General features: G+C 42.6%; 21 protein-coding genes. 18 read left to right on the top strand and 3 right to left on the bottom strand.

Annotated features, from left to right (window positions below; translation table 11 throughout):
- The first annotated feature begins 6 nt into the window (after positions 1–6).
- The 6 genes from dat (at position 7) to ABC374_RS18245 (ending at position 6,305) form a co-directional block, all read left to right on the top strand.
- Positions 7–861 carry a D-amino-acid transaminase gene (gene dat / locus ABC374_RS18270; protein ID WP_413019318.1) on the top strand — a complete coding sequence of 285 codons (855 nt, stop codon included), beginning with the start codon at positions 7–9 and terminating at the stop codon, positions 859–861.
- 214 nt (positions 862–1,075) lie between these two features.
- Positions 1,076–2,314, top strand: a complete 1,239-nt coding sequence (locus ABC374_RS18265; protein WP_350299749.1) for an Nramp family divalent metal transporter — start codon at positions 1,076–1,078, stop codon at positions 2,312–2,314.
- A 394-nt stretch (positions 2,315–2,708) separates the two neighbouring features.
- A complete protein-coding gene (gene thpR, locus ABC374_RS18260) occupies positions 2,709–3,260 on the top strand; it encodes an RNA 2',3'-cyclic phosphodiesterase (protein ID WP_350302920.1) in 552 nt (183 codons plus the stop codon).
- A gap of 25 nt (positions 3,261–3,285) precedes the next feature.
- Positions 3,286–4,287, top strand: a complete 1,002-nt coding sequence (locus tag ABC374_RS18255) for an NERD domain-containing protein (RefSeq protein WP_350299748.1) — start codon at positions 3,286–3,288, stop codon at positions 4,285–4,287.
- A complete protein-coding gene (locus ABC374_RS18250) occupies positions 4,199–5,230 on the top strand; it encodes a diacylglycerol/lipid kinase family protein (RefSeq protein ID WP_413019316.1) in 1,032 nt (343 codons plus the stop codon). Before ABC374_RS18255 ends, ABC374_RS18250 begins: the two co-directional genes overlap by 89 nt.
- Before the next feature lie 292 nt (positions 5,231–5,522).
- Positions 5,523–6,305 (top strand): phosphotransferase, encoded by a 783-nt coding sequence (locus ABC374_RS18245; RefSeq protein WP_413019314.1) that lies wholly within the window; start codon positions 5,523–5,525, stop codon positions 6,303–6,305.
- Here ABC374_RS18245 and ABC374_RS18240 read toward each other — a convergent pair whose 3' ends face one another.
- The gene (locus tag ABC374_RS18240) at positions 6,306–6,581 is read right to left on the bottom strand and encodes a YtzH-like family protein (protein WP_350299746.1); all 276 of its coding nucleotides are present in this window, start codon (positions 6,579–6,581) and stop codon (positions 6,306–6,308) included. It lies immediately after the preceding gene.
- Positions 6,582–6,823: 242 nt separating this feature from the next.
- Here ABC374_RS18240 and trmB point away from each other — a divergent pair, with 242 nt between their 5' ends.
- Positions 6,824–7,462 carry a tRNA (guanosine(46)-N7)-methyltransferase TrmB gene (trmB, locus tag ABC374_RS18235; RefSeq protein WP_350299745.1) on the top strand — a complete coding sequence of 213 codons (639 nt, stop codon included), beginning with the start codon at positions 6,824–6,826 and terminating at the stop codon, positions 7,460–7,462.
- A 147-nt stretch (positions 7,463–7,609) separates the two neighbouring features.
- On the top strand, positions 7,610–8,455 hold the full coding sequence (locus ABC374_RS18230; protein ID WP_350299744.1) for a YtnP family quorum-quenching lactonase: 846 nt from the start codon (positions 7,610–7,612) through the stop codon (positions 8,453–8,455).
- 49 nt (positions 8,456–8,504) lie between these two features.
- Here the strand turns inward: ABC374_RS18230 and ABC374_RS18225 are convergent, their stop codons facing one another.
- Complete coding sequence (locus ABC374_RS18225; protein WP_350299743.1) at positions 8,505–8,822, bottom strand: hypothetical protein; 318 nt, start codon at positions 8,820–8,822, stop codon at positions 8,505–8,507.
- A gap of 177 nt (positions 8,823–8,999) precedes the next feature.
- On the opposite strand from ABC374_RS18225, the gene ABC374_RS18220 reads away from it, so the two are divergent.
- The 3 genes from ABC374_RS18220 (at position 9,000) to ABC374_RS18210 (ending at position 11,671) form a co-directional block, all read left to right on the top strand.
- Positions 9,000–10,073, top strand: a complete 1,074-nt coding sequence (locus ABC374_RS18220; RefSeq protein ID WP_413019311.1) for a M42 family metallopeptidase — start codon at positions 9,000–9,002, stop codon at positions 10,071–10,073.
- Between the two features lie 81 nt (positions 10,074–10,154).
- The gene (locus tag ABC374_RS18215; protein WP_413019309.1) at positions 10,155–10,667 is read left to right on the top strand and encodes a DUF84 family protein; all 513 of its coding nucleotides are present in this window, start codon (positions 10,155–10,157) and stop codon (positions 10,665–10,667) included.
- A gap of 128 nt (positions 10,668–10,795) precedes the next feature.
- Positions 10,796–11,671, top strand: coding sequence for an AraC family transcriptional regulator (locus ABC374_RS18210; protein ID WP_413019307.1), 876 nt, complete (start codon positions 10,796–10,798; stop codon positions 11,669–11,671).
- Positions 11,672–11,778: 107 nt separating this feature from the next.
- Here ABC374_RS18210 and ABC374_RS18205 read toward each other — a convergent pair whose 3' ends face one another.
- Complete coding sequence (locus ABC374_RS18205; RefSeq protein WP_413019305.1) at positions 11,779–12,228, bottom strand: YtoQ family protein; 450 nt, start codon at positions 12,226–12,228, stop codon at positions 11,779–11,781.
- Between the two features lie 90 nt (positions 12,229–12,318).
- Between ABC374_RS18205 and ABC374_RS18200 the strand changes: the two genes are divergently transcribed.
- From ABC374_RS18200 to murC, 7 genes are all read left to right on the top strand, one after another.
- The gene (locus ABC374_RS18200) at positions 12,319–12,858 is read left to right on the top strand and encodes a hypothetical protein (RefSeq protein WP_413019303.1); all 540 of its coding nucleotides are present in this window, start codon (positions 12,319–12,321) and stop codon (positions 12,856–12,858) included.
- 109 nt (positions 12,859–12,967) lie between these two features.
- Positions 12,968–13,279 carry a thioredoxin family protein gene (locus tag ABC374_RS18195; protein ID WP_413019301.1) on the top strand — a complete coding sequence of 104 codons (312 nt, stop codon included), beginning with the start codon at positions 12,968–12,970 and terminating at the stop codon, positions 13,277–13,279.
- Between the two features lie 50 nt (positions 13,280–13,329).
- Complete coding sequence (locus tag ABC374_RS18190; protein WP_350299738.1) at positions 13,330–14,136, top strand: DUF1444 domain-containing protein; 807 nt, start codon at positions 13,330–13,332, stop codon at positions 14,134–14,136.
- 348 nt (positions 14,137–14,484) lie between these two features.
- On the top strand, positions 14,485–15,201 hold the full coding sequence (locus ABC374_RS18185; protein ID WP_413019299.1) for a hypothetical protein: 717 nt from the start codon (positions 14,485–14,487) through the stop codon (positions 15,199–15,201).
- A gap of 191 nt (positions 15,202–15,392) precedes the next feature.
- On the top strand, positions 15,393–16,580 hold the full coding sequence (locus tag ABC374_RS18180; protein WP_413020390.1) for an amidohydrolase: 1,188 nt from the start codon (positions 15,393–15,395) through the stop codon (positions 16,578–16,580).
- 418 nt (positions 16,581–16,998) lie between these two features.
- Positions 16,999–19,839, top strand: a complete 2,841-nt coding sequence (locus tag ABC374_RS18175; protein WP_413019297.1) for a DNA translocase FtsK — start codon at positions 16,999–17,001, stop codon at positions 19,837–19,839.
- A gap of 285 nt (positions 19,840–20,124) precedes the next feature.
- Positions 20,125–21,429, top strand: coding sequence for a UDP-N-acetylmuramate--L-alanine ligase (gene murC / locus ABC374_RS18170; protein WP_350299736.1), 1,305 nt, complete (start codon positions 20,125–20,127; stop codon positions 21,427–21,429).
- Positions 21,430–21,469: the final 40 nt, after the last annotated feature.

Raw genomic sequence — 21,469 nt, 5'->3', positions numbered from 1 at the left:
AAAGACATGGGAAAAATCATTTTTAAAGGCGACCTTAAAAGCAGGTCCGAAGTAAAGGTAGATATTGAAGACCGGGGATACCAATTCGGTGACGGCGTCTATGAAGTCATTCGGGTTTATAATGGCGAGTTATTTGCGGGGGATATGCATCTGAACCGGCTGATGGACAGTGCGAAGTTGATTCAGATGAAAGTTCCTTTTACAGCAGCGGAAATCAAAACCCGCATGAAAGACCTGATCGCTGAAGATCATCTGAGGGACGGTATCGTCTATATGCAGCTGACAAGGGGAGTATCTCCGCGTACACACTCTTTTCCAACTGCAGAGGTGGAACCGGTCTTTGTTGCCTATACCAAGGAAATGCCTTATACAGGAAAAATGAAGCCAGGGGTCAAGGCTGTTACCACTGACGATATACGCTGGCTGCGCTGTAATATCAAGAGTTTAAATCTACTTGGTAATATAATGGCTAAACAGCAAGCGGCCGAAGCCGGCTGTGATGAAGCGATCCAGCATCGTGATGGTACGGTGACGGAGGGTAGTTCGTCAAATGTCTCAATCGTGGTGGATGGGCAACTTAAAACGCATCCGGCCACAAACTTGATCCTGAATGGAATTACCCGTCAGGTGATGCTGAAACTTTGCGCGGATCATGGGATTCCCTATGTCGAAGAAGCCTTCACGGTCGAGGACATGATGGCAGCCGACGAAGTCCTTTATACAAGCACTAGCGTCGAAGTGACACCAATTATTAATATCGATGGCCAATCGATAGCAGCCGGGGAACCCGGTCCGATAACTCAAAGACTGCAGAAGCTGTTTTCCGAGGAAATCGAGAAGCAATGCGGTTCCATTAAATAGATAGATGCCCCTTTGCCACTTTTGGCAAGGGGGTTTTTTATCTGTGTAGTCGGAAGCGAGAAGGCCTTCCCCGAATCCCCAATCACGTTAATCAATCCATATGCAAGCCTCCTTTTTTGACATTTTCAAAAACCAGGAATATACTTGCTAATAACCTAAAAAGTTTACCTGTTGCAACAATTTGAGTTGCGTTTAAAAAGGAGTAGAAATAGATATGTCCGATGTGTTGCATCAATCTCCTTCGAGAGGAATAAAAAAACTGCTTCCCTATCTAGGGCCTGCCTTTATAGCAGCTGTTGCCTATATTGATCCAGGGAATTATGCGACCAATATTACAGCCGGATCTAAATATGGCTATACGTTATTATGGGTTATCTTCGCATCCAATTTAATGGCTGTGCTAATCCAATCACTATCAGCTAAATTGGGGATAGCCACTGGAAAGAACCTTCCAGAGTTATGCAGGGAAAAATTTTCGAAAAAAACATCTTTCTTCTTATGGATTCAGGCTGAAGCCGTTATTATGGCAACCGACCTAGCTGAATTCATAGGAGCGGCACTAGGGATTTATTTACTATTTGACTTACCGCTAATCACTTCGGCAATAATTGCAGCGATTGGTTCCTTTGCCATTCTGGAAATCCAGCGCAGAGGATATCGAACATTCGAAGCCCTGATTACGGTCATGATATTTGTCGTTGTGATAGCTTTTGGCGCTCAAGTTTTTTATGCAAAACCTGACACTTCAGCCGTTGTTTTAGGACTCTTCACTCCAAAATTCGAGGGTGTGGACAGTATTTTACTATCGGCCGGCATGCTCGGAGCCACCGTTATGCCACATGCGATATACCTTCATTCCTCTTTGACGCAAAGAAGAATAGTCGGAATAAACGATATGGAGAGAAAAAGGATTTATCGTTTTGAGCTCATTGACATTGTCATCGCCATGTTGATTGCAGGTGCGATCAATGCCGCCATGGTCATAGTTTCAGCTGCCCTATTTCATAATAATGGAGCACTGGTGGAGGACTTGGATGTTGCCTACCAACAATTCGGGGCCATGCTTGGACCATCAGTCGCGATGTTCTTCGGAATAGGATTATTATTTGCCGGTTTATCCAGCTCATCCGTTGGTGTAATGACAGGTGATGTTGTCATGCAAGGATTCATTAAAAGACATATACCGATTTATTTAAGAAGGGTCATTACCACCGTCCCGCCCCTGCTCATAATATTATGGGGAGTGAATCCATCCAAAGCACTTGTGATGAGCCAAGTTGTACTCTCGTTCGGCATCGCGTTTGCCTTAGTGCCCTTGATCATGTTTACAAGCAATAAAAAAATCATGGGCAGCCTGGTCAACCATAAAATCACCTCGAGCGTAGCTTGGCTTATAGCTGTACTTATCATTGGACTGAACTTGTTCCTGCTTTACGAAACACTTTTCAGTTAAAAGAAGCAGGGAAGGACCAATCTTTGGTCCTTTTTTGTTTGGATTTTTGCTGTGTGTTTCGTTAATCCGACCCAGTTCGGTGAAAATTCGACCTAGCAGGGTGATAATCCGACCCAGTTCGTGTATAATCCGACCTAGTTCGGTGAAAATTCGACCTAGCGGGGTGAAAATTCGACCTAGCGCGGAGATAATCCGACCTAGCGCGGAGATAATCCGACCCAGTTCGTGTATAATCCGACCCAGCCCGAAAAAATCCCTCCTGGACCGCTTTCATAGTAAGTTAGATTTGAATATTCCTGATGGAGGGAATATTTATTAGGAAGCCCAAGAAAAGGTATATGCAATCGGAATTATGGTAAAATTAAAGGGAAAATAGGAAGGAATGAAAGTGACCATGAATACTCATTTTTTCTTTGCTTTAGTATTGCCTGATGATATTAAGGCTTATTTAAATGCTGTTACGGAACAGCTTAAGCCAGAATTTCCATTTAAGAAATGGCTGCATCCAGCCGATTATCATATTACGATGGCATTTTTGGGCAATGCTCCCGATACATTGAAAGAGGGAGCCATGGGGCGTGTGGAAAGCGAGCTTTCCAATGAGGCTTCATTCGGCTTGGAACTCGGCGATATCGGCGGTTTTGGCAAGAGTGACAGTCCAAGGATTCTTTGGGCAGGCGTCAAACAGCAAGATAGGCTTTTTGCCATCCAAAGGAAAGTCTATAATTCTTGTATCGAAGCGGGTTTTGAACTTGATAAAAAGCCGTTTAAGCCTCATATAACGCTGGCAAGAAAATTCGAGGGGAATAGTCCCTTTTCGTTGGAGAGCGTCCGCCAGCTAGCGAATTTGCAGGATAAGCATTTTGAAGCAGATCAGGTTGCGTTATATCAAACACATCTTGGAGCTTCCCCTTCTTACGAGAAGATTTTTACGATAAACCTTTAAAAATAGAGAGATGGGTGGTGGTCGAATGGCACAGCTCATAAAGATGCAGGATTATATTTCCCGGTATGAGCAGGATATTTATCGTTATCCAACACAATTTGCACGGTTGAAAAAACAGCAATGGGATAAATTGAAGGCTGCTTATAATGCGGGCGAGCTAGATCGGTTGTATAGCGAACATACTGAAACACAAGTCAAATTCGATCCGCCTCAGGAAGAGTCAAAGGGCCTTTTAAAAAAGGTTAAAGGCATCTTCCACCGGACAGGTAAACAGGAGGCAGAAGCAGAAGAACTGCCAATGCCGAGCCAGATTGAAGACACTAATGTTTTTTCATTAAGATTTCCGTTCCGTCCGGCCAGTCTGGATGAATTAAAGCAAAATTATTTAAATCAATTGCTCCGCTTTCAAATGAAATGGGGCAGTTCGACGCTTCGTGAAAAGTCATTTGTGGACCAATCATTCTTTTTGGATGAGAGGCTCCGCTTTTTTCTGCAGCGTTTTCCGGATACGTTTCTCGTATTATATAAACCTATCTTTCTATTAAAAAATGCGCCTGTTGAAGTCGAAGTCATTTTATTGACCCCTGTTGAGGCTTGGTGCATCACTTTTCTGGAAGCGGAAGAAGACGCTGCATTCATCGGTTCGAGTGATCGGTTCTGGGTCCGCAGGCATCATAAGCATCCTGATAAAAAAGTGCTCAATCCTTTGTTGGGCGCAAATCGGATGACGAACATCGTCACCCAGTTATTTGAGCTATATGAAGTGAACATGCCGATTAAAAAGGTGATTTTATCCCGGAATGGATATGTCGATTATCCCGAAGCCCCTTATGATATTACGATATTGGATAAACGGACCTTCCCGGAATGGTTTGAAAGGATGCGGGCAATATCGTCTCCTCTTAAGGCACAGCAGTTAAAAGGGGCGCAGGCATTGCTTGAATATTGCCAAACTACATCCAGCCTGCGACCTGAATGGGAAGCCGAATATAACCAAACAGAAGGAAATGAGCATGCCGCCCCTTAATGAAACGGTGTATTTCATTGTCAATCCAGTGGCTGGAAATGAAGAGAGTTTGAAGATTTGGAAAAAAGCCGAGGAAATACTGAAATCAAAAGCTGTTCCCCATGAGGTGTTTTTTACACGGGAAAAGGGGCATGCGCTAAGATTGACGAAGGAAATTCTATCAGGGACGAATCAGGATACCCGGGTGATTGCTGTCGGGGGAGATGGCACGATTAATGAAATGATAAATGGCGCCATTGGTTTCCCTCACGCAATCATCGGCTCCCTTGCGGCTGGGTCCGGCAATGATTATGTAAGGGGCATTCAAAAAACTGAGAGTATGGAAGAAGCCCTTTCTTTATTTCAGGATAATGCCTTTAATGCCATTGATATTGGACAGTTTGAGACGAATGGCAAGGTGGGTTATTTCGTGAACAGCCTGGGAATGGGCATTGATGCTGAAATTTCCGATGAAGCAAACCGTTCCCCTCTGAAAAAATGGTTTAATTTTGTCAGAGCGGGTAAATTAATTTATCTGTTCATTTTTATAAAAAAGTTATTTTCTTACAAGCCCAGCTGCATGGAATTGATCATTGATGGAAATCGGCATCTTTTGAAAAAGGTATGGTTCATCGTCATTGCGAACCAGCCCTACTTTGGAGGTGGAATGAAAATTTCACCGATATCGAAGGTGGATGATGGAAGGTTGAACGTGATTGCGGTCCATGATATTACTTTGTTGAAATTATTGACCGTCTTCATCACCGTTTTATGGGGCGGTCACCTCAACATTAAAAATGTTGATTCTTTTTCTGGTAAAATGATAAAAATGAAGAATCAAGGGTCAGTAAAAATCCAGTCTGATGGAGAAATTGTTGGTAGGGACGAAGTTGCTGCAGTGGTTCTGAAAGAGAAAATGCGCGTCATGTTCAAGGGTGATATCCCATACAAAAATATGAAATGATTTATTTGTTTTTGTTTTATGCGTATAATCGTTTTATAGTACTTGACGAAGAAACCGTTTTTCAACTAAAATTTAATTTATGGCTATTGTTTAATTGCTCAATAGCTATTTTTTTATTTCTCTAAAATGAGGATGTTTTTAATTGCGGGTATCATCCCGATGCAAGTATATATGCAGCTTCGCCAGCAGGCGGATTTTTTATAAAACATGGACTCAAAGTAGTGGTAATACATACACTAGGTGAACGTACCCACATTTGTATGATTAAGCGAGGAAATCGAAGGTGAACCAGTTGGAACATTTATTAGGTCAGGAGTGGGATATATCCCCTGCTGGAGGAGCTACGGGAGAAGCCTTTATTGCCGAGAAAGAGGGGCAGAAGCTCTTCCTTAAACGAAATTCATCGCCATTTTTAGCTGTTCTTTCAGCTGAGGGCATTGTTCCAAAGTTAATGTGGACAAAACGCCTGGAAAATGGGGATGTAATTACGGCCCAGCATTGGATGGAAGGCAGGGAGCTATCTCAGCAGGAAATGAACAATATAAGAGTCGCAAAGCTGCTTCAAAAAATTCATCAATCCGATCCTTTGTTAAGCATGCTCAAAAGGCTTGGGAAATCCCCTTTACGACCTGAAAGTATACTTACAGACATAGAAACCGGGTTATCTTCGGATGTTATGGACATTCCGATTATCAAGCAGGCCATCCATTTTTTACAGAACAATCTCCTGTTGATTGAATGCGACGAAAAAGTCGTCTGTCATTGTGATGTGAACCACAATAATTGGCTCATGACCGAAACGGACGGATTGTTCCTGATTGATTGGGACGGAGCGGTCATAGGCGATCCGGCCATTGACCTCGGCATACTCCTGTATTCATATGTCCCAAGGGAAGAATGGAATCAATGGCTTGCCCGTTACGGCAAGAAGCTTGATGCAGGCCTGGAGATGAGGATGAAATGGCACACGGTTTCACAACTTGTGCTTTCCATCCAATGGCATCATCGCAGAAAGCGGTACGAGGAAAGAAATGAATTACTGCAAAAACTGGAAGCATTATTGATGGTTGGCTGATCAGAATTGATCTATATCATCCACCCACTGGGACAAGTCGTTCTGGTGGGTTGAAATATGTGCATCTAAATCGGCGGTACCGATGCCTGTCTGGCTGTATTCGTAAATCTCCGTCAGTATCGATTTCACATTGCTGTCAATATCCATATTGATCATTAAGGATTTGACGAGCCTTTCAACCTGTTCACATTCAGAAACGGATCCGCAGCAGTCTGATTGATGATTGGTCAATATATCTTTCAATAGTGACATTTGATGTTCATGGGAAAGCGGCATATAATACCTCTCCTTTCTTAAATATGGATTCAAGGGATTCTCAGGTGGTTCTTGCCTGCCCTTCACTTATTTATGGTGTGTTTTGCTGAAAGTTTTATACATGTAAACTACAGAGACTGTCGCCTGGATGGCCGGCAGTTTTTTTATTTGATCAGTGGGTGTTTCCTGAAAAAATCAACTTGCAGGAATCCATCCACTCGTGGTATGGTTTGAACGATTATATTATAAATAGGGGTGTCATCATGCGTTTAAGAAATAAACCTTGGGCTGAAGACCGTTTGAATGATTTTCCACAATATGTAATTCAGCAGCCAGTGAGCCATAAAGGTAAATGGCATGAAGTTTTCGGAAACGATAATCCGTTATATATTGAAGTGGGTACGGGCAAAGGCCGATTCATCACAGAAATGGCAAAAGCCCATCCTGATGTGAATTTCATTGGAATTGAAGTATATGGAAGTGTCATTGTAGCTGCATTGGACTTGCTGATTGAAGCGGATGTTCCAAATTTAAAGCTGTTGAATGTTGACGCAGCGAACTTGGGGGACTATTTTGCAAAAGGTGACGTGGATCGCGTCTACTTGAACTTTTCTGATCCATGGCCGAAATCACGTCATGCAAAACGTCGGTTAACCTATAGGACCTTCCTCGAAGTATATGAAGGCATCCTGCCAGACAAAGGCGAGATCCACTTCAAGACGGATAACCAAGGGTTATTCGAATCTTCCTTGAAGAGTATTTCCGAATACGGCATGCTCTTGAAATATGTAAGCCTTGATCTGCATAACAGTAATTTTGAAGGCAATATCATGACTGAATATGAAGAAAAGTTCTCGAGTAAAGGAAACCGGATATACAGATTGGAAGCAATGTTCCAATAATCATAATCACCGATCAGAAACCAGGTGCACAGCATCTGGTTTTTTTACTGTTTAAAGCGGGTGTATTTCTATCACGAGGACGACTTGATCGTTATCAATTTCAATATTTGGAAGTGGGTGTTAAACTATAGGAAGAGGAGGGGTATAATGGAAAAGATGCAAATAGGGGAAATTAAATTAACATGGTTGAATGGCGGTGTGACTCACTTGGATGGCGGTGCGATGTTCGGTGTTGTACCGAAACCGCTTTGGTCCAAGAAGTATCCTGTTAACGAAAATAACCAAATCGAACTACGAACGGATCCGATTTTGGTGCAGGCTAATGGATTGAACATGCTTATAGATTCCGGTATTGGCAATGGAAAGCTGAATGACAAGCAGAAACGGAATTTTGGGGTGACGGAGGAATCCAATCTTGTCGAAGATCTTGGCAGACTTGGGCTTCAGCCAAATGATATCGATTACATTTTAATGACCCATCTACATTTCGACCATGCCTGCGGTTTGACGAAACGTGAAGGCGAAACTTGGGTGCCTGTTTTCGAGCGTGCAGAAATCATTACGACCCAAACTGAATGGGATGAAATGAAAAACCCGAATATTCGTTCAAAAAGTACATATTGGGCAGAAAACTGGGAGGCTGTCGCTTCTCTTGTACGTCCTTTTGAAGGTGAGCTGGAAATTACGGACGGTATTAAAATGATCCATACTGGGGGACATAGTGATGGACATGCGATCATCATCATTGAGGATGGCGGGGATAGATTGATTCACATGGCAGATATCATGCCGACGCACGCCCATGCGAATGTCCTCTGGGTCCTCGCATATGATGATTATCCCATGACTTCTATCGAAGCGAAGGAAAAGTGGATGAAATCCGGACTGGAAAATGGGTCTTGGTACAGCTTTTACCATGATGCCCAATACTGTGCCATCAAATGGGATGTAACGGGTAAGGAGATAATGGACGAATTGAAACGGAAGCGTTAAGAAGGAAAGCAAAAGGAGGACGTCATTTTGACGCCCCTCCTTTTATGTTTCAATCATTTTGCGCATTAAGCTCCAATATCGTTCCTGTTGAGGCATCTGCAACAAATTCGAATTGCTCGCGTTTACCCTCTGTGTTTCTGGTGACCCCGCCTTTGTACACTTCATAGTCCAAATCATTTTTTGTATAGTTTTCCGGCTTCATCAAGATCCATGAGCCATATATATTTCCATCTTTTTTGACTGTTTCCTTCACTTGGGCCAAGACTTTATCGGGAGAAGGTTTACTTGATTGATCCAATAGTTGTTTTGTCGCATAGCCCGCAGCAAACCCTGCTGCAGTACCCAGTAAAAACGTTTTCCAATTCATTGATTTCTCCTCCATTGCATTTTTTAAAATCACTTCTTCCAGTATACAGAAGAACGCTTTATTTGACTAATAATTTGAAATTTTACCCATTAACTGATAAATTAGAACTTTCTAGTGTAACACGATGCTAAGTTCTGTAAAATAGTAAGAAACAATACATAGGTTAGGGGTAGAAAAATGAATCATGAGACTTTGGAGCTTTTTAAAACATTGACGGAATTACCGGGAGCCTCGGGAAATGAACATGCAGTTCGGAGTTTCATGAAAAGTGAGCTGGAAAAGTATTCGGATGAAATTGTCCAAGATCGCCTTGGCGGAATATTTGGCGTAAAAAGAGGCAATGAGAATGGTCCGACTGTATTAGTTGCCGGGCACATGGATGAAGTGGGATTCATGGTCACCTCCGTAACGGAAAATGGAATGATTCGCTTTCAGACCCTAGGAGGCTGGTGGAGTCAAGTGCTTTTGGCCCAAAGAGTGGAAATCATAACTGATAACGGTCCGGTCATTGGTGTCATCGGTTCGATTCCGCCTCATTTGCTTGATGAGTCGCAACGCTCAAAACCAATGGATATCAAAAATATGCTGATTGATATCGGGGCGGATGATAAGGAAGATGTTAAGAGAATCGGTATTAAACCAGGTCAGCAGATTGTACCGATTTGTCCATTCACGCCGATGGCCAATGAGAAGAAAATCCTCGCAAAAGCGTGGGATAATCGTTACGGCTGCGGACTTGCGATTGAATTGTTAAAAGATTTAAAAGGTGAAACGTTACCAAATGTCTTATATTCCGGGGCAACTGTCCAGGAGGAAGTGGGATTACGGGGCGCTCAAACTGCAGCTCATATGATTAAACCAGATCTTTTCTTCGCTTTGGATGCAAGTCCGGCGAACGATATGTCCGGCAGTAAAAGTGAATTTGGCCAGCTTGGAAAAGGGGCTCTGCTCCGCATTTTCGATCGTTCGATGGTTACGCATCGCGGCATGAGGGAATTCATCCTTGATACGGCCGAGTCGAATGAGATTCCGTATCAATATTTCGTTTCCCAAGGCGGCACGGATGCAGGGCAAGTCCATATTGCAAACGAAGGCATTCCAAGCGGGGTGATTGGCATTTGTTCCCGCTATATTCATACACATGCATCCATGATTCATATTGATGATTATGCCGCTGCACGTGAACTGATTGGGAAATTGGTTCGTTCCTGTGATAAAACGACATTCGAGACCTTGATAAAAAACGGTTGATGGAGGAAGCTGAAATGGAAAGGGATGCTTCATGTATCCTTTTCCATCAGCTTTTTTTTACATAGAAGGAAGGTAATTATATTGAAAATAGCAGTGGGCAGTAAGAATCCGGCGAAAGTAAGTGCCGTGCTTGGTGTATATGAAGATGCTGAAATCATTTCGCTTCAAGTGGAGAGCGGGGTTCCGGAACAGCCATTTTCAGACGAGGAAACGATGGAGGGGGCAATGACGCGTGCCCGGAATTGCTTGATTCACAGTGATGCCGAAATGGGTATCGGACTTGAAGGCGGTGTCGTGAAAATGGGACAAGCCCTGTTTCTGTGTAATTGGGGTGCAATGGCAACAAGGGACGGTGAGGTCTTTGTAGCTGGCGGAGCAAGAATCCCGGTTCCGGGAATTGTTGCCAAGAAGCTGCTGGACGGTGAAGAGTTGGGCCCGGTGATGGATGCCTTCACAAAGCAAGAGAATATTAGCAAAAAGGAAGGAGCGATCGGCGTATTTACAAATGAGCGAATCACCAGGGGCGAAATGTTCCTTCATATCATGAAGATGCTAGCCGGTCAACACGAGTATAAGCTGAAAATGAAAAAGTAGGATTTTTGAATCACTGTCATGGAAATGCGGGTTTCGAATGATGGAAACGAACACTGCCAAAACAGAGCAGAATAAGACAGGATTTTATAGAGCGGCCTTGCTAGTATAGTGACAAGGGGTGAGCGGATATGGGGTGGGTTGAATCAATCCAAAAGGCCATCGACTATATCGAAGAGCATTTATTGGAGGACCTGACGATCGAGAGCATTTCCAGGCAGGCGAATGCTTCAGCTTTTCATTTTCAACGGACATTCACCATTTTAACGGATATTTCCATTGGTGAATATATCCGGCGTCGAAGACTGACCTTGGCGGCCCAGGAGATTTCATCCACAAATGGCAAGGTCATTGATTTAGCCTACAAGTACGGCTATGACAACCCCGAGGCATTCTCAAAAGCTTTTCGAAGGCAGCATGGGGTTTCTCCAAGCGAAGCCCGAAAGTACATGGGGAAGCTGAAATTCTATGAACGCCTGATGATACAGGTCATTCTGAAAGGGGCAAAACCGATGAAATACAATATCCTTGAAAGGGATTCCTTTCAATTGATTGGAATCAAGCAAGAGTTTTCCTTGGTTAATGAAGAGAATTTGATCGGGATTCCAAAGTTGTGGGAGAAAGTCAATTCGGATGGAACAGGAGATAAGTTAGCGAAATTGAACAATGGCCAAATAGATGGCTTGCTTGGTGTATGTGTCGATAAGCGGGCTGTTGAAAAAAATGAAACGATGGATTATTGGATAGGTGCAGAGTATGCCGGAAAAGCGCCTGAAGAGTTTTCGACCCTTACGATACCGGCTTCCAAGTGGGTTGTATTCGAAGTTCACGGACCTATGCCTGATAGCATGCAACAAGCTTGGAAGCGAATTTTTTCCGAATGGTTCCCTACCAGCGGTCATGAACATGCCGGCACTCCTGAATTGGAAGTATACGCGAACGACGACGCTTCAAACCCTGACTATTACTCCGAAATTTGGATACCCATTAAAAAAGGGATAAGGTAAAATATTCGTTTTTCGCTTGCAGGGGAGGTCCTGCAAGCTTTTTATTCGTTTCTTTAAAATGATCAGTCTTTCATACATTGAGCTGGAAGGTTAAAGGACAGGGAGATTTACAGCCCTTCTTCAAAAATATAAGAAAGCACCTTCATGGCTTGGTTCACGGATTCGACCGTGACACTCGCCTTTTCCGATAATTCCTTTAAGGCATGGTGATGGGATTCCGGGCGAATCAAAATAAGCGGTTTACCCAGGGAAACGGCGGTACTTGCGTCCATGGCAGTATTCCACTGTTTATATTTGTCACCAAACAGAGCAACGACAAGATCGGCTTTTTTCATCAAAAGACCTGTCCGCAAATTATTGATTTGGGAAGCGGCCGCATCCTTCAGGATAGGATTCGGCTGTCCCCCGAGGATATCTTCACCGATATTATCGGAGCGTTCATGATTTTCCATCGGGCTGACGAATTCTAAAGGAAGCTTAAGTGCAGCGGCCTTATCTCTCAACTCGCTTCTCCAATTTGAATGGATCTCCCCAGCAAGATACACGATTAACTTCATTGTTTTCCTCCTCGATAATAAAATTGCTTTCATTGTACCATGTTTTTTAGAAAATGGATGAATTCCGTAAATAAGGATAATATTATCCATATGGTAGTAAAAGAGACGGCTGGAGGAATGACGATGGCTTTATCGAATAAGAATTTCCTTGTTATCCTGTTGATAAGCAGTTTGATTGTAGGCTGCTCAGGTATCGAGAGACAAACCGAAAAGGCAATGAAGGCTGCGGAAGTGGCTTTTCGTGACGATGAAAAACAGCCCAATCAAGAGGCAGGGCTAATTCAGGTCTATCTGCCAAAGGATTATAAAGTAGTGGAAGAACATGATAATAATTTGATTTTACAAAAAGGTGATCAGATTTATATATTATTTGTCAATCCAAATGAAAAAGAAGACAGCTCCGTGTTATATTTGGCGATAAAGGATCAAGAGGATCAATTTGAAGTGCTGCATTCTTTTCAAACCGATGATAAATTCGGCTTTATTTCGATCAAAGAGATACCGAAAGAAAAGTATGAGCTTGCAGTGGGGATCGGCGGGGCGAAGCTGACAACCGAAACGGATAAAGACCAATTAAAAACCGATGCAAAACAAATGATGGAAATCGTTTCATCCGTGCCCCAGAAATAAGAGGACCCCTGCCTTTCAACCGATCCGTATTAATGGTTGATTCGCGGAGACTCTGGTATGATGGGATTATAAAAACTAAGGTTTCATTTAGAGCAGGAGGAATATTCAAATGGAAAATTTACAAACAGTTGAGCAATATGATGCTTTGAAAAATGAAGGCAAACATATCTTTCTTTTTTCAGCAACATGGTGTGGAGATTGCCGTGTAATCGAACCGATAATGCCGGAGATTGAAACGAAATTTCCTGACTTTACATTCATTTATGTGGACCGTGATGAATTCATCGATGTGTGTGCGGCTAATGATGTATTCGGTATACCAAGTTTCATCGCATATGAGAATGGCAAAGAGCTAGGCAGATTCGTGAGCAAGGATCGCAAAACGCAAGAACAAATTGAGGAATTCATTCAATCATTATAATCAATTTCCCCTTCTCGCTGGGGATTTTTCAATGAAGAGGAGGGTCAGACATGAAAATGGACAGCACAAAGCTGAAGAATATCTTGAAGGAACGTTTAAAAGATGAGAATCGCACATTCAAATTCGATAGCAAGCAAGATACGTTACGGGTGGAAAATGTGAAGACCGGGAAGGGGATCACCATCGAGTTGCCTCCTGTGCTTGCTAACTATGAAAACGTACAGGAAAAGGCCATCGATGAAATTACCTATTACGTAGAAGAGGCCCTGAATGTGATGGGGGAAGAACACAGTATGGAAGGCAAGGAGAAATTCATTTTCCCAGTCATTCGCTCGACCTCCTTTCCAATGGAATCGGAAGAAGGAAATCCATTTTTATTCGATGAACATACGGCTGAAACCCGGGTTTTTTATGCCCTTGATTTAGGAAAAACCTACCGTCTTATAGATGAAAAGATGATTCAACGGGAAAATTGGCAGGGTGACAGAATCCGTGAAATTGCCCTTTTTAATGCCCGTTCCCTCTCCACTGAAATGAAGTCGGATATCGTTGCAGGTAATGCATTTTATTTTTTGAACACGAATGATGGATATGATGCCAGCAGGATTCTAAATGAATCATGGCTTCGGGAAATGAAGGACAGGATCGAGGGAACCATGGCTGTGGCCATTCCCCATCAGGATGTCATCATCATTGCCGATGTGAAGAATGATACGGGCTATGATATTCTTGCGCAAATGGCGATGAGCTTCTTTGCCAGCGGTCATGTTCCGATAACGGCTCTATCATTCCTTTACGAAGAAAATGAGTTGGAGCCCATCTTCATTATGGGTAAAAACAAAAAACGTGAACAATAATATATTGAATCACAAAAGGACCGTGTCAGCATCTGGCAGCGGTCCTTTTAAAGTTTAATAGAGTGTATAACTCAGAGTTGATATTTATTTTTTAATCGGTGATAATATAATTGGAATATTTTGAAAATATATAATGATAGAACAAGCGGATGAACGTTGTGGGAGAGTGCAAGCATTGAGCCACCGGAAGGAGCAAGTTCCAAAAATATCCTTTGGAGCTAAACTCTTTGTCTTATTTATCGTCCAATATAATATAGGGGCCGTTGCAATTTTTTTAATTGAGCAGTAGCGGCTTTTGCTTAGTTCCGGCATTATAAAAATATTTTCATTGGTTTTCCGGAGGTAGTTATGCCGATTATAAGAAATATTGAATTATTATTTCCAGAGGATAGACAGGCAAATTTAATCTTTTATAGGGAAACAAGATGTATCGCTTCTTTATACAGTCGTTTGCTTCCAGAATTCAAAACGGATGAATATAAGGGAATACTGATTAATTGTGTATCAGGCTTGGACATAATAAATAAATTAGACGCTGATTCGTTTATTATGTTTAATTATAAATCTGTTTTTGCTGAGATTAATATGAAAGAGTTTTTCTCATTGCCTACGGACCAAAGGAAAAAAGAATATACACTTGAAGTTATGCAAAAACCTTTAGAACAAGTAGCAAAGGAACTTAATTTTGATATTAGCCTTTTTAAGGATATCCATCAAAAAATAATAAACCTAGACTTTGAGAACAAGTGGATTTATGCGAAGAAAAGCAGCCCTAACAGAAAATATTCTTGCTGTATTGTCTGTGAACAAGAAGTTTCTTATATAGATGTGTTTCTCGAAATCAAAAAGAGAAATGGTGAAGTCATCGGAAGAGAACGGATTATGAGAGAAACTGATACCGATGAACAGCATCTTTTCAGCAAATTAGGAAAAATAGGTTGGACATACAATCATAAAGTTTCATTTTCAGATCCAGATTATAAAACTAAATTTATAGTCACCTTCTTAGAAAAGAATAGCTCCGAGAGCTTATATTGGAAATATGAACAGCAAATATTCCAATAGAATCCTTTTTAGTAATATCCAGAATATCCGGTGCGTTAGTTAAGCAACTAAGTAAGGACCTACAAGCATGGTCCTTTTCTATTACGCTGTTTATCCACAATGACAATTAACAGAGCATGATGTATAAATGCTATACATGGGCCACGAAAGGCATACCTGACCAACAAATAAGGGGGAGAATAGTTGTGAACGTGAAAAGCAAATTAATGAACATGCTGGAAGCCCGTAAAGGGGAAATGGTTCAAATCCGCCGTCATTTACACGAGAATCCGGAACTATCCTTCAAAGAAGAGAGAACGGCACAATATATCATTGATTTTTATAAGGGAAAGGATGTGTCGATTCAAACGAATGTAGGAAATGGATTAGGGATCATCGTAACGATCGAAGGCGGAAAACCTGGGAAAACGATAGGTCTCCGTGCAGATTTCGATGCATTGCCGATTACAGAAGAAGCGGATGTCCCGTTCCGTTCAAAAAATGAAGGTGTTATGCATGCCTGCGGACATGATGGGCATACCGCTTATTTATTGGTTCTGGCAGACTGCATCAATGAGCTTAAAGATTCCCTATCCGGTACGATAAAAATAATCCATCAACATGCAGAAGAAACACCCCCAGGTGGAGCAAAAAGCATGATGGAATCAGGGTTTTTGGATGAACTGGATGCCGTTTTTGGAATCCACTTATTTCCGTCCCATCCAGCAGGAGTTGTCGGGTATCACGGCGGCTATTCGATGGCTGGACGGACCTATTTCAAGTTGGCGATAAAGGGTGTAGGCGGCCATGGTTCGTCCCCGCATATGGCTAATGATGCCATTGTGGCAGGCGCCCATTTCGTGACAGCCGTACAAACGGTAATCAGCCGCCGCTTGAACCCTTTTGATATGGGCGTGGTCACAATCGGCTCCTTCGATGGAAAAGGAAGCTTTAATGTCATTAAAGATCGTATAGAAATTGAAGGGGATGTCCGTTATATGACAGCAGAAACCCAAAAGCTGATCGATAAGGAAATCCACCGGATCGTCAAAGGGATAGAAACGGAATTTGATGTTCAGTGCGAGCTAACATATGTGCCTGATTATCCTCCGTTATTTAATGACCCTGAACTGACTGTATTCGTGAAAAATAGTCTGGAAAGCATGAAAGACAAAGATATTAAGAAGGTTTTGGAATTTCCGGTTTTCTCAGGTTCAGAGGATTTTTCGTATTATGCAGAAAAGATTCCTGGCTGCTTCTTTTACATTGGCTGTAAACCGAAAGGGGTGGAGAAGGCATATTTCAATCACCATCCTAAATTCGACATTGATGAAGATGCCCTTTTGATCGCATCCAAATCAGTGGCCCAAGTTGTATGCGATTTTTATGAATGGGAATAGTTCCATTGGTAAATTTGTTTGCAAAAAAGTGCAGAAACCCACAAAACACCGTTCGGTATTAACGAACGGTGTTTTATGGGTTTCAGGATGCCACCGGAGGTTTCGTGAAGGATGCTTCAATGAATTGACCAGTCTGCTTCTTGCGCCACATGAAAACTTAATCTCTTTGTAAACGCGATTTAACAGCGGTGTTTTATTTAAATAGTAGACTAAGGGCTAATGTTATTTCACGAAGTGCAGGTTTAAACTCATACCAGAAGGGGTTTAATAGGGTAGGAGTTCTGCGAAATACGTTAAGTTAGTAAGAGTGCGATAAAAAAATAGATACTAATCCCAATTTAGCTTAAATTTTCTCGATATTTTTAAAATAACTGGTAGAATTAGTTACATAACTACAGATGTAGAAAGAGTGATAGTTTTGAAATGGCTAAATAAGATGAAAAAATGGTTCCAAGCAGAGGAAATTATTGAAATTGAAGAGATTATTATAGATGAACCGCTTGATGAAGAGACATTAAGGAAAATGGATTTTTCAAAGCTTGCGAAGTCAAAGGAAGAAGAAATAAAGGTTTACAATCAAAAAGTGGAAAAAATGTCGCAGACGCCAGACCCGGATACGAAAATCCTGTTTCAATATCCAAAAGGGCAGTTCAAGTTTCCGCTCATTCCAGATCGTGAACAGAGCAAAAGAAAGCCTAGGGAAAGAAACAGGGAAGATCATGAACCCAAAAAGGGGAGCGCGGCCAAAGAAACAAGAAGGCCTGTGAGGGATCCTGAACCAAAACGGAGAAACTTCGAACGGGAGGAAGTCTCAAAAATAGTCCCTTCAAATACTCCATTCCGGCCGACGGAAATCCCTTCACCCATTTATGGGTTCCGTCGTCCGGAAAAAAAAACAGTCGTTTCTGAAGAAATTGTCGAATATGAATTAGAAAGCAAAATGCCCGTCCTAAAAAAGGAAGAACCCGATATCGGGATTCCAGCATCGATTCCTGAAATTCCAAAAGAAGTGTCACATGAGGAATTGACGACAGAACCATCCGTTCTTATACCGGAACAAGCGGAAGAAAAACTGGAAGATTCAGAGATACCCGCTTTCTTTCGCAGGAATTCCATTGAGACACTGCCAGAACAAGCAGTAATCGAGCCCAACATAATTGAGCCTGCGGTGGAAAAAGAGGCTATTGAACAGGACGAAGTAGAATTTGGACGCGAAGTCGCTGTATCCATCATGGAACAGACGGACGACACACCGCCTGAAGCGATATCGGTTCCTGGGGAGATTGCTGTACAATCAAATCAACCATCCGTTAGTCAAGGGACAATGCCTGAAGACCCATCTGAGGCAATACCTGAAGTGCAGCACAAACGTCCGAAAAAACATATCCCATTTAATGTGATGATGCTTAAGCAAGATCGGAAAAAAAATGACTTCATGAATAAAATGATGCCGGAAAAAAAAAGCCTTAATTCGGAAAGGGCAGTAGTATCACCTGATAAGCGGCCAATGGATGATTCTGCCCAAACAGAGGCAGGACAAGCGAAACCAACCGCCATTCCTGAACGGAAACAGGAGGAAGGCAGAGTTATTCCGAAAGAGCAGACTCCGGCCATATCACTTACCTTTTCGGACGCTAAGGTTGGTTCCGAAACCGTCGCTGCTGTGCCTGAAAATACAGTCGAATCCAACATCGGTTCCAACCCTAAGCCGCTCTTGGAACAGGAATCCCCGATTTCTGGACACGGGTATCAAGAAGCAGTATATACAGAGGCAGCGGCAGAAGGCAGTAAGGGCGAAATCCCGGCAATTTTTGGCTCCGTCGAAGCGGATGAAAATGAAAATCCATACTATGTGTTTCCTAATATCGAATTGCTGACACCTCCCACTTATGCTGTGCATGATGATGTGTGGCTCGAGGAACAGACTTTATTACTTGATGAGACATTGAAAAATTTCAATGTCCGTGCAAAGGTCGTCAATGTCACTCAAGGACCGGCAGTAACTCGTTTCGAGGTGCATCCGGAACCGGGAGTGAAGGTGAATAAAGTGACGAACCTGATGGATGACATCAAATTAAGCCTAGCTGCTCAGGATATGCGGATGGAAGCGCCTATTCCGGGTAAACATACAATTGGCATCGAGATTCCGAATAGGAAAAGCAAACCGGTATTTTTGCGGGAGGTTTTGGAAAGTACTGAGTTTCAAGAGCATGAATCACCGCTTGCTGTGGCTTTAGGACTCGATATATCCGGTCAGCCGATCATCACGGATTTGAGAAAGATGCCGCATGGCTTGATAGCCGGGCAAACGGGATCGGGGAAAAGTGTCTGTATCAACACCATGCTGGTAAGCTTGCTTTATAAAGCGACGCCGCAGGAGTTGAAATTGCTATTGATCGATCCGAAAATGGTTGAGCTCGCCCCATATAACCGGATCCCGCATTTGGTCAGTCCAGTCATAACCGATGTAAAAGCCGCTACGGCTGCGTTGAAGTGGGCTGTAGAGGAGATGGAACGGCGTTATGAATTGTTTGTACATGCCGGTGTCCGTGATATCACCCGCTTTAATGACCAAGCGGAAAAAGCCGGTCAATATTCAAGCAAGCTGCCTTATATCCTGGTGATCATCGATGAGCTTGCGGATCTAATGATGATGTCCCCGGCTGATGTAGAGGAAGCGATTTGCCGGATTGCCCAAAAGGCCCGTGCCTGCGGCATCCATTTGATTGTAGCCACTCAAAGACCTTCAGTCGATGTCATAACTGGATTGATCAAGGCAAATATCCCGACAAGGATCGCTTTTTCGGTTTCTTCACAAGTCGACTCCCGTACGATCATCGATAGCGGCGGTGCAGAAAAATTATTGGGAAGAGGAGATATGTTATTCGCTGAAAACGGCTCTTCAAAAACGGTGCGCCTGCAAGGGACTTTTGTGAGTGATGAAGAAATCGACCAAGTCGTCAACCATGTTAAACTGGAGCAGCAGCCAAAATACCTGTTCGAGCAGGAAGACTTGCTGAACAGGGCCCAGGTCACGGAAGAAGCGGATGAACTGTTTTTCGAGGCATGTGAATTTGTCGTGAGCCAGCAGGCTGCATCTGCATCTAGTGTCCAAAGGCGCTTCCGTGTCGGTTACAACCGTGCAGCGCGCCTAATCGAAATGATGGAGCAACATGGAGTAGTTTCCGAATCCAGGGGCTCAAGGCCCAGGGATGTATTGATTACGGAAGAAGAACTGGAATTTTTACATGTTAATTAAGAGAACCTAATAAAAGGAAATTGTATATAATGTGAAAGGGTGAAAACCCTTTTTTATCACCTTAATTAAGGTAAAAGCCAATGATTTGATAAATTGGCATCTGCCTGACATGGATGAATGAATAAAAAAGTGATATAATAGTTTTTTGTTGATGAATGATTGAAAATATAAGCTTGAAAAACCTATGAAGAAATTGCGTTACTAACAAGTCTCGTAATGAAAAAACAAATAAAAGATGACGTCATATACTGTCATACAGGTAGACGATTGGTGGAGGTTCGCTTTATGACTGCTTACCATTTTGTGGGAATTAAAGGATCGGGTATGAGTGCTCTTGCACAAATACTGCATGATATGAATATTGAAGTGCAGGGTTCCGATTACGAAAAAGAATTTTTTACACAATTGGCATTAGAAAAAGCCGGGATTAAAATCCTTCCTTTCAACGAGGAAAATATTCAACCTGGAATGACCATCATTGCAGGAAATGCGTTTCCGGATAGTCATCCGGAAATCGTGAAGGCAAAAGAACTTGATTTGCCGATCATCCGTTATCACCGTTTCCTAGGTGATTTCATGAAAAACTTCATCAGCGTGGCGGTTACGGGAGCGCATGGTAAAACATCGACGACCGGCTTACTTGCCCATGTGATGGGGGGCGCTAAACCGACATCCTTCTTGATTGGGGATGGAACGGGTAAAGGAATCGCGAATTCTGATTACTTCGTATTCGAAGCATGTGAATATCGCCGTCATTTCCTTTCCTACTATCCGGATTATGCAATCATGACGAATATCGATTTCGATCATCCTGATTATTTCGCCAATGTCGAAGATGTGTTCGAGGCTTTCCAAACGATGGCCCTTCAAGTCAACAAAGGCATCATTGCGTGCGGGGATGATGAACATTTACCACATATTCAGGCGAAAGTACCGGTTATTTTTTACGGATTTGCAGAAGGAAATGATTTTCAAGCGAAAAATGTTTCCGTCACTCCGGATGGCACGACTTTTGATGTGCATGTAAGGAACAATTACTATGATACATTCATTATTCCTACTTTTGGAAAGCATAATGTGTTGAATGCACTCGGTGTCATTGCACTTTGTAAATATGAAAACTTGGATACGGAAGCTGTGAAAGCCCAATTGCGGACTTTTGGCGGAGTTAAACGCCGGTTCTCCGAAAAGGAAATCGGAAGTCAGATCATCATTGATGATTATGCACATCATCCGACCGAGATCTTTGCAACTGTCGACTCGGCTCGTCAGAAATATCCAGAGCGTGAAGTTGTTGCGGTATTCCAGCCGCATACTTTCTCGAGAACTCAGGCATTCCTTGATGAATTCGCCGACAGCTTGAATTTGGCCGACAAAGTATACTTATGTGAAATTTTTGGATCTGCTCGTGAACATCAAGGGAAGTTATCGATTGAAGATCTTCAAGATAAGATTCCCGGTGCCGAGCTGATTACGGAGAATACAACATCAATATTGCAAAATCATGAAAACAGTGTCGTGTTATTCATGGGTGCAGGGGACATTCAAAAGTTCCAAGCAGCCTATGAGCATTCACTGCAGGTAAAATAAAAAAACGACCGACCCGCTGTAGAGGGTCGGTCGTTTTTTT

This window comes from Peribacillus phoenicis (genome assembly GCF_047238085.1).
Lineage (GTDB): Bacteria > Bacillota > Bacilli > Bacillales > DSM-1321 > Peribacillus.
Note: the sequence above shows the minus strand (reverse complement) of the source record. Positions and strands in the feature narration are given on the sequence as shown.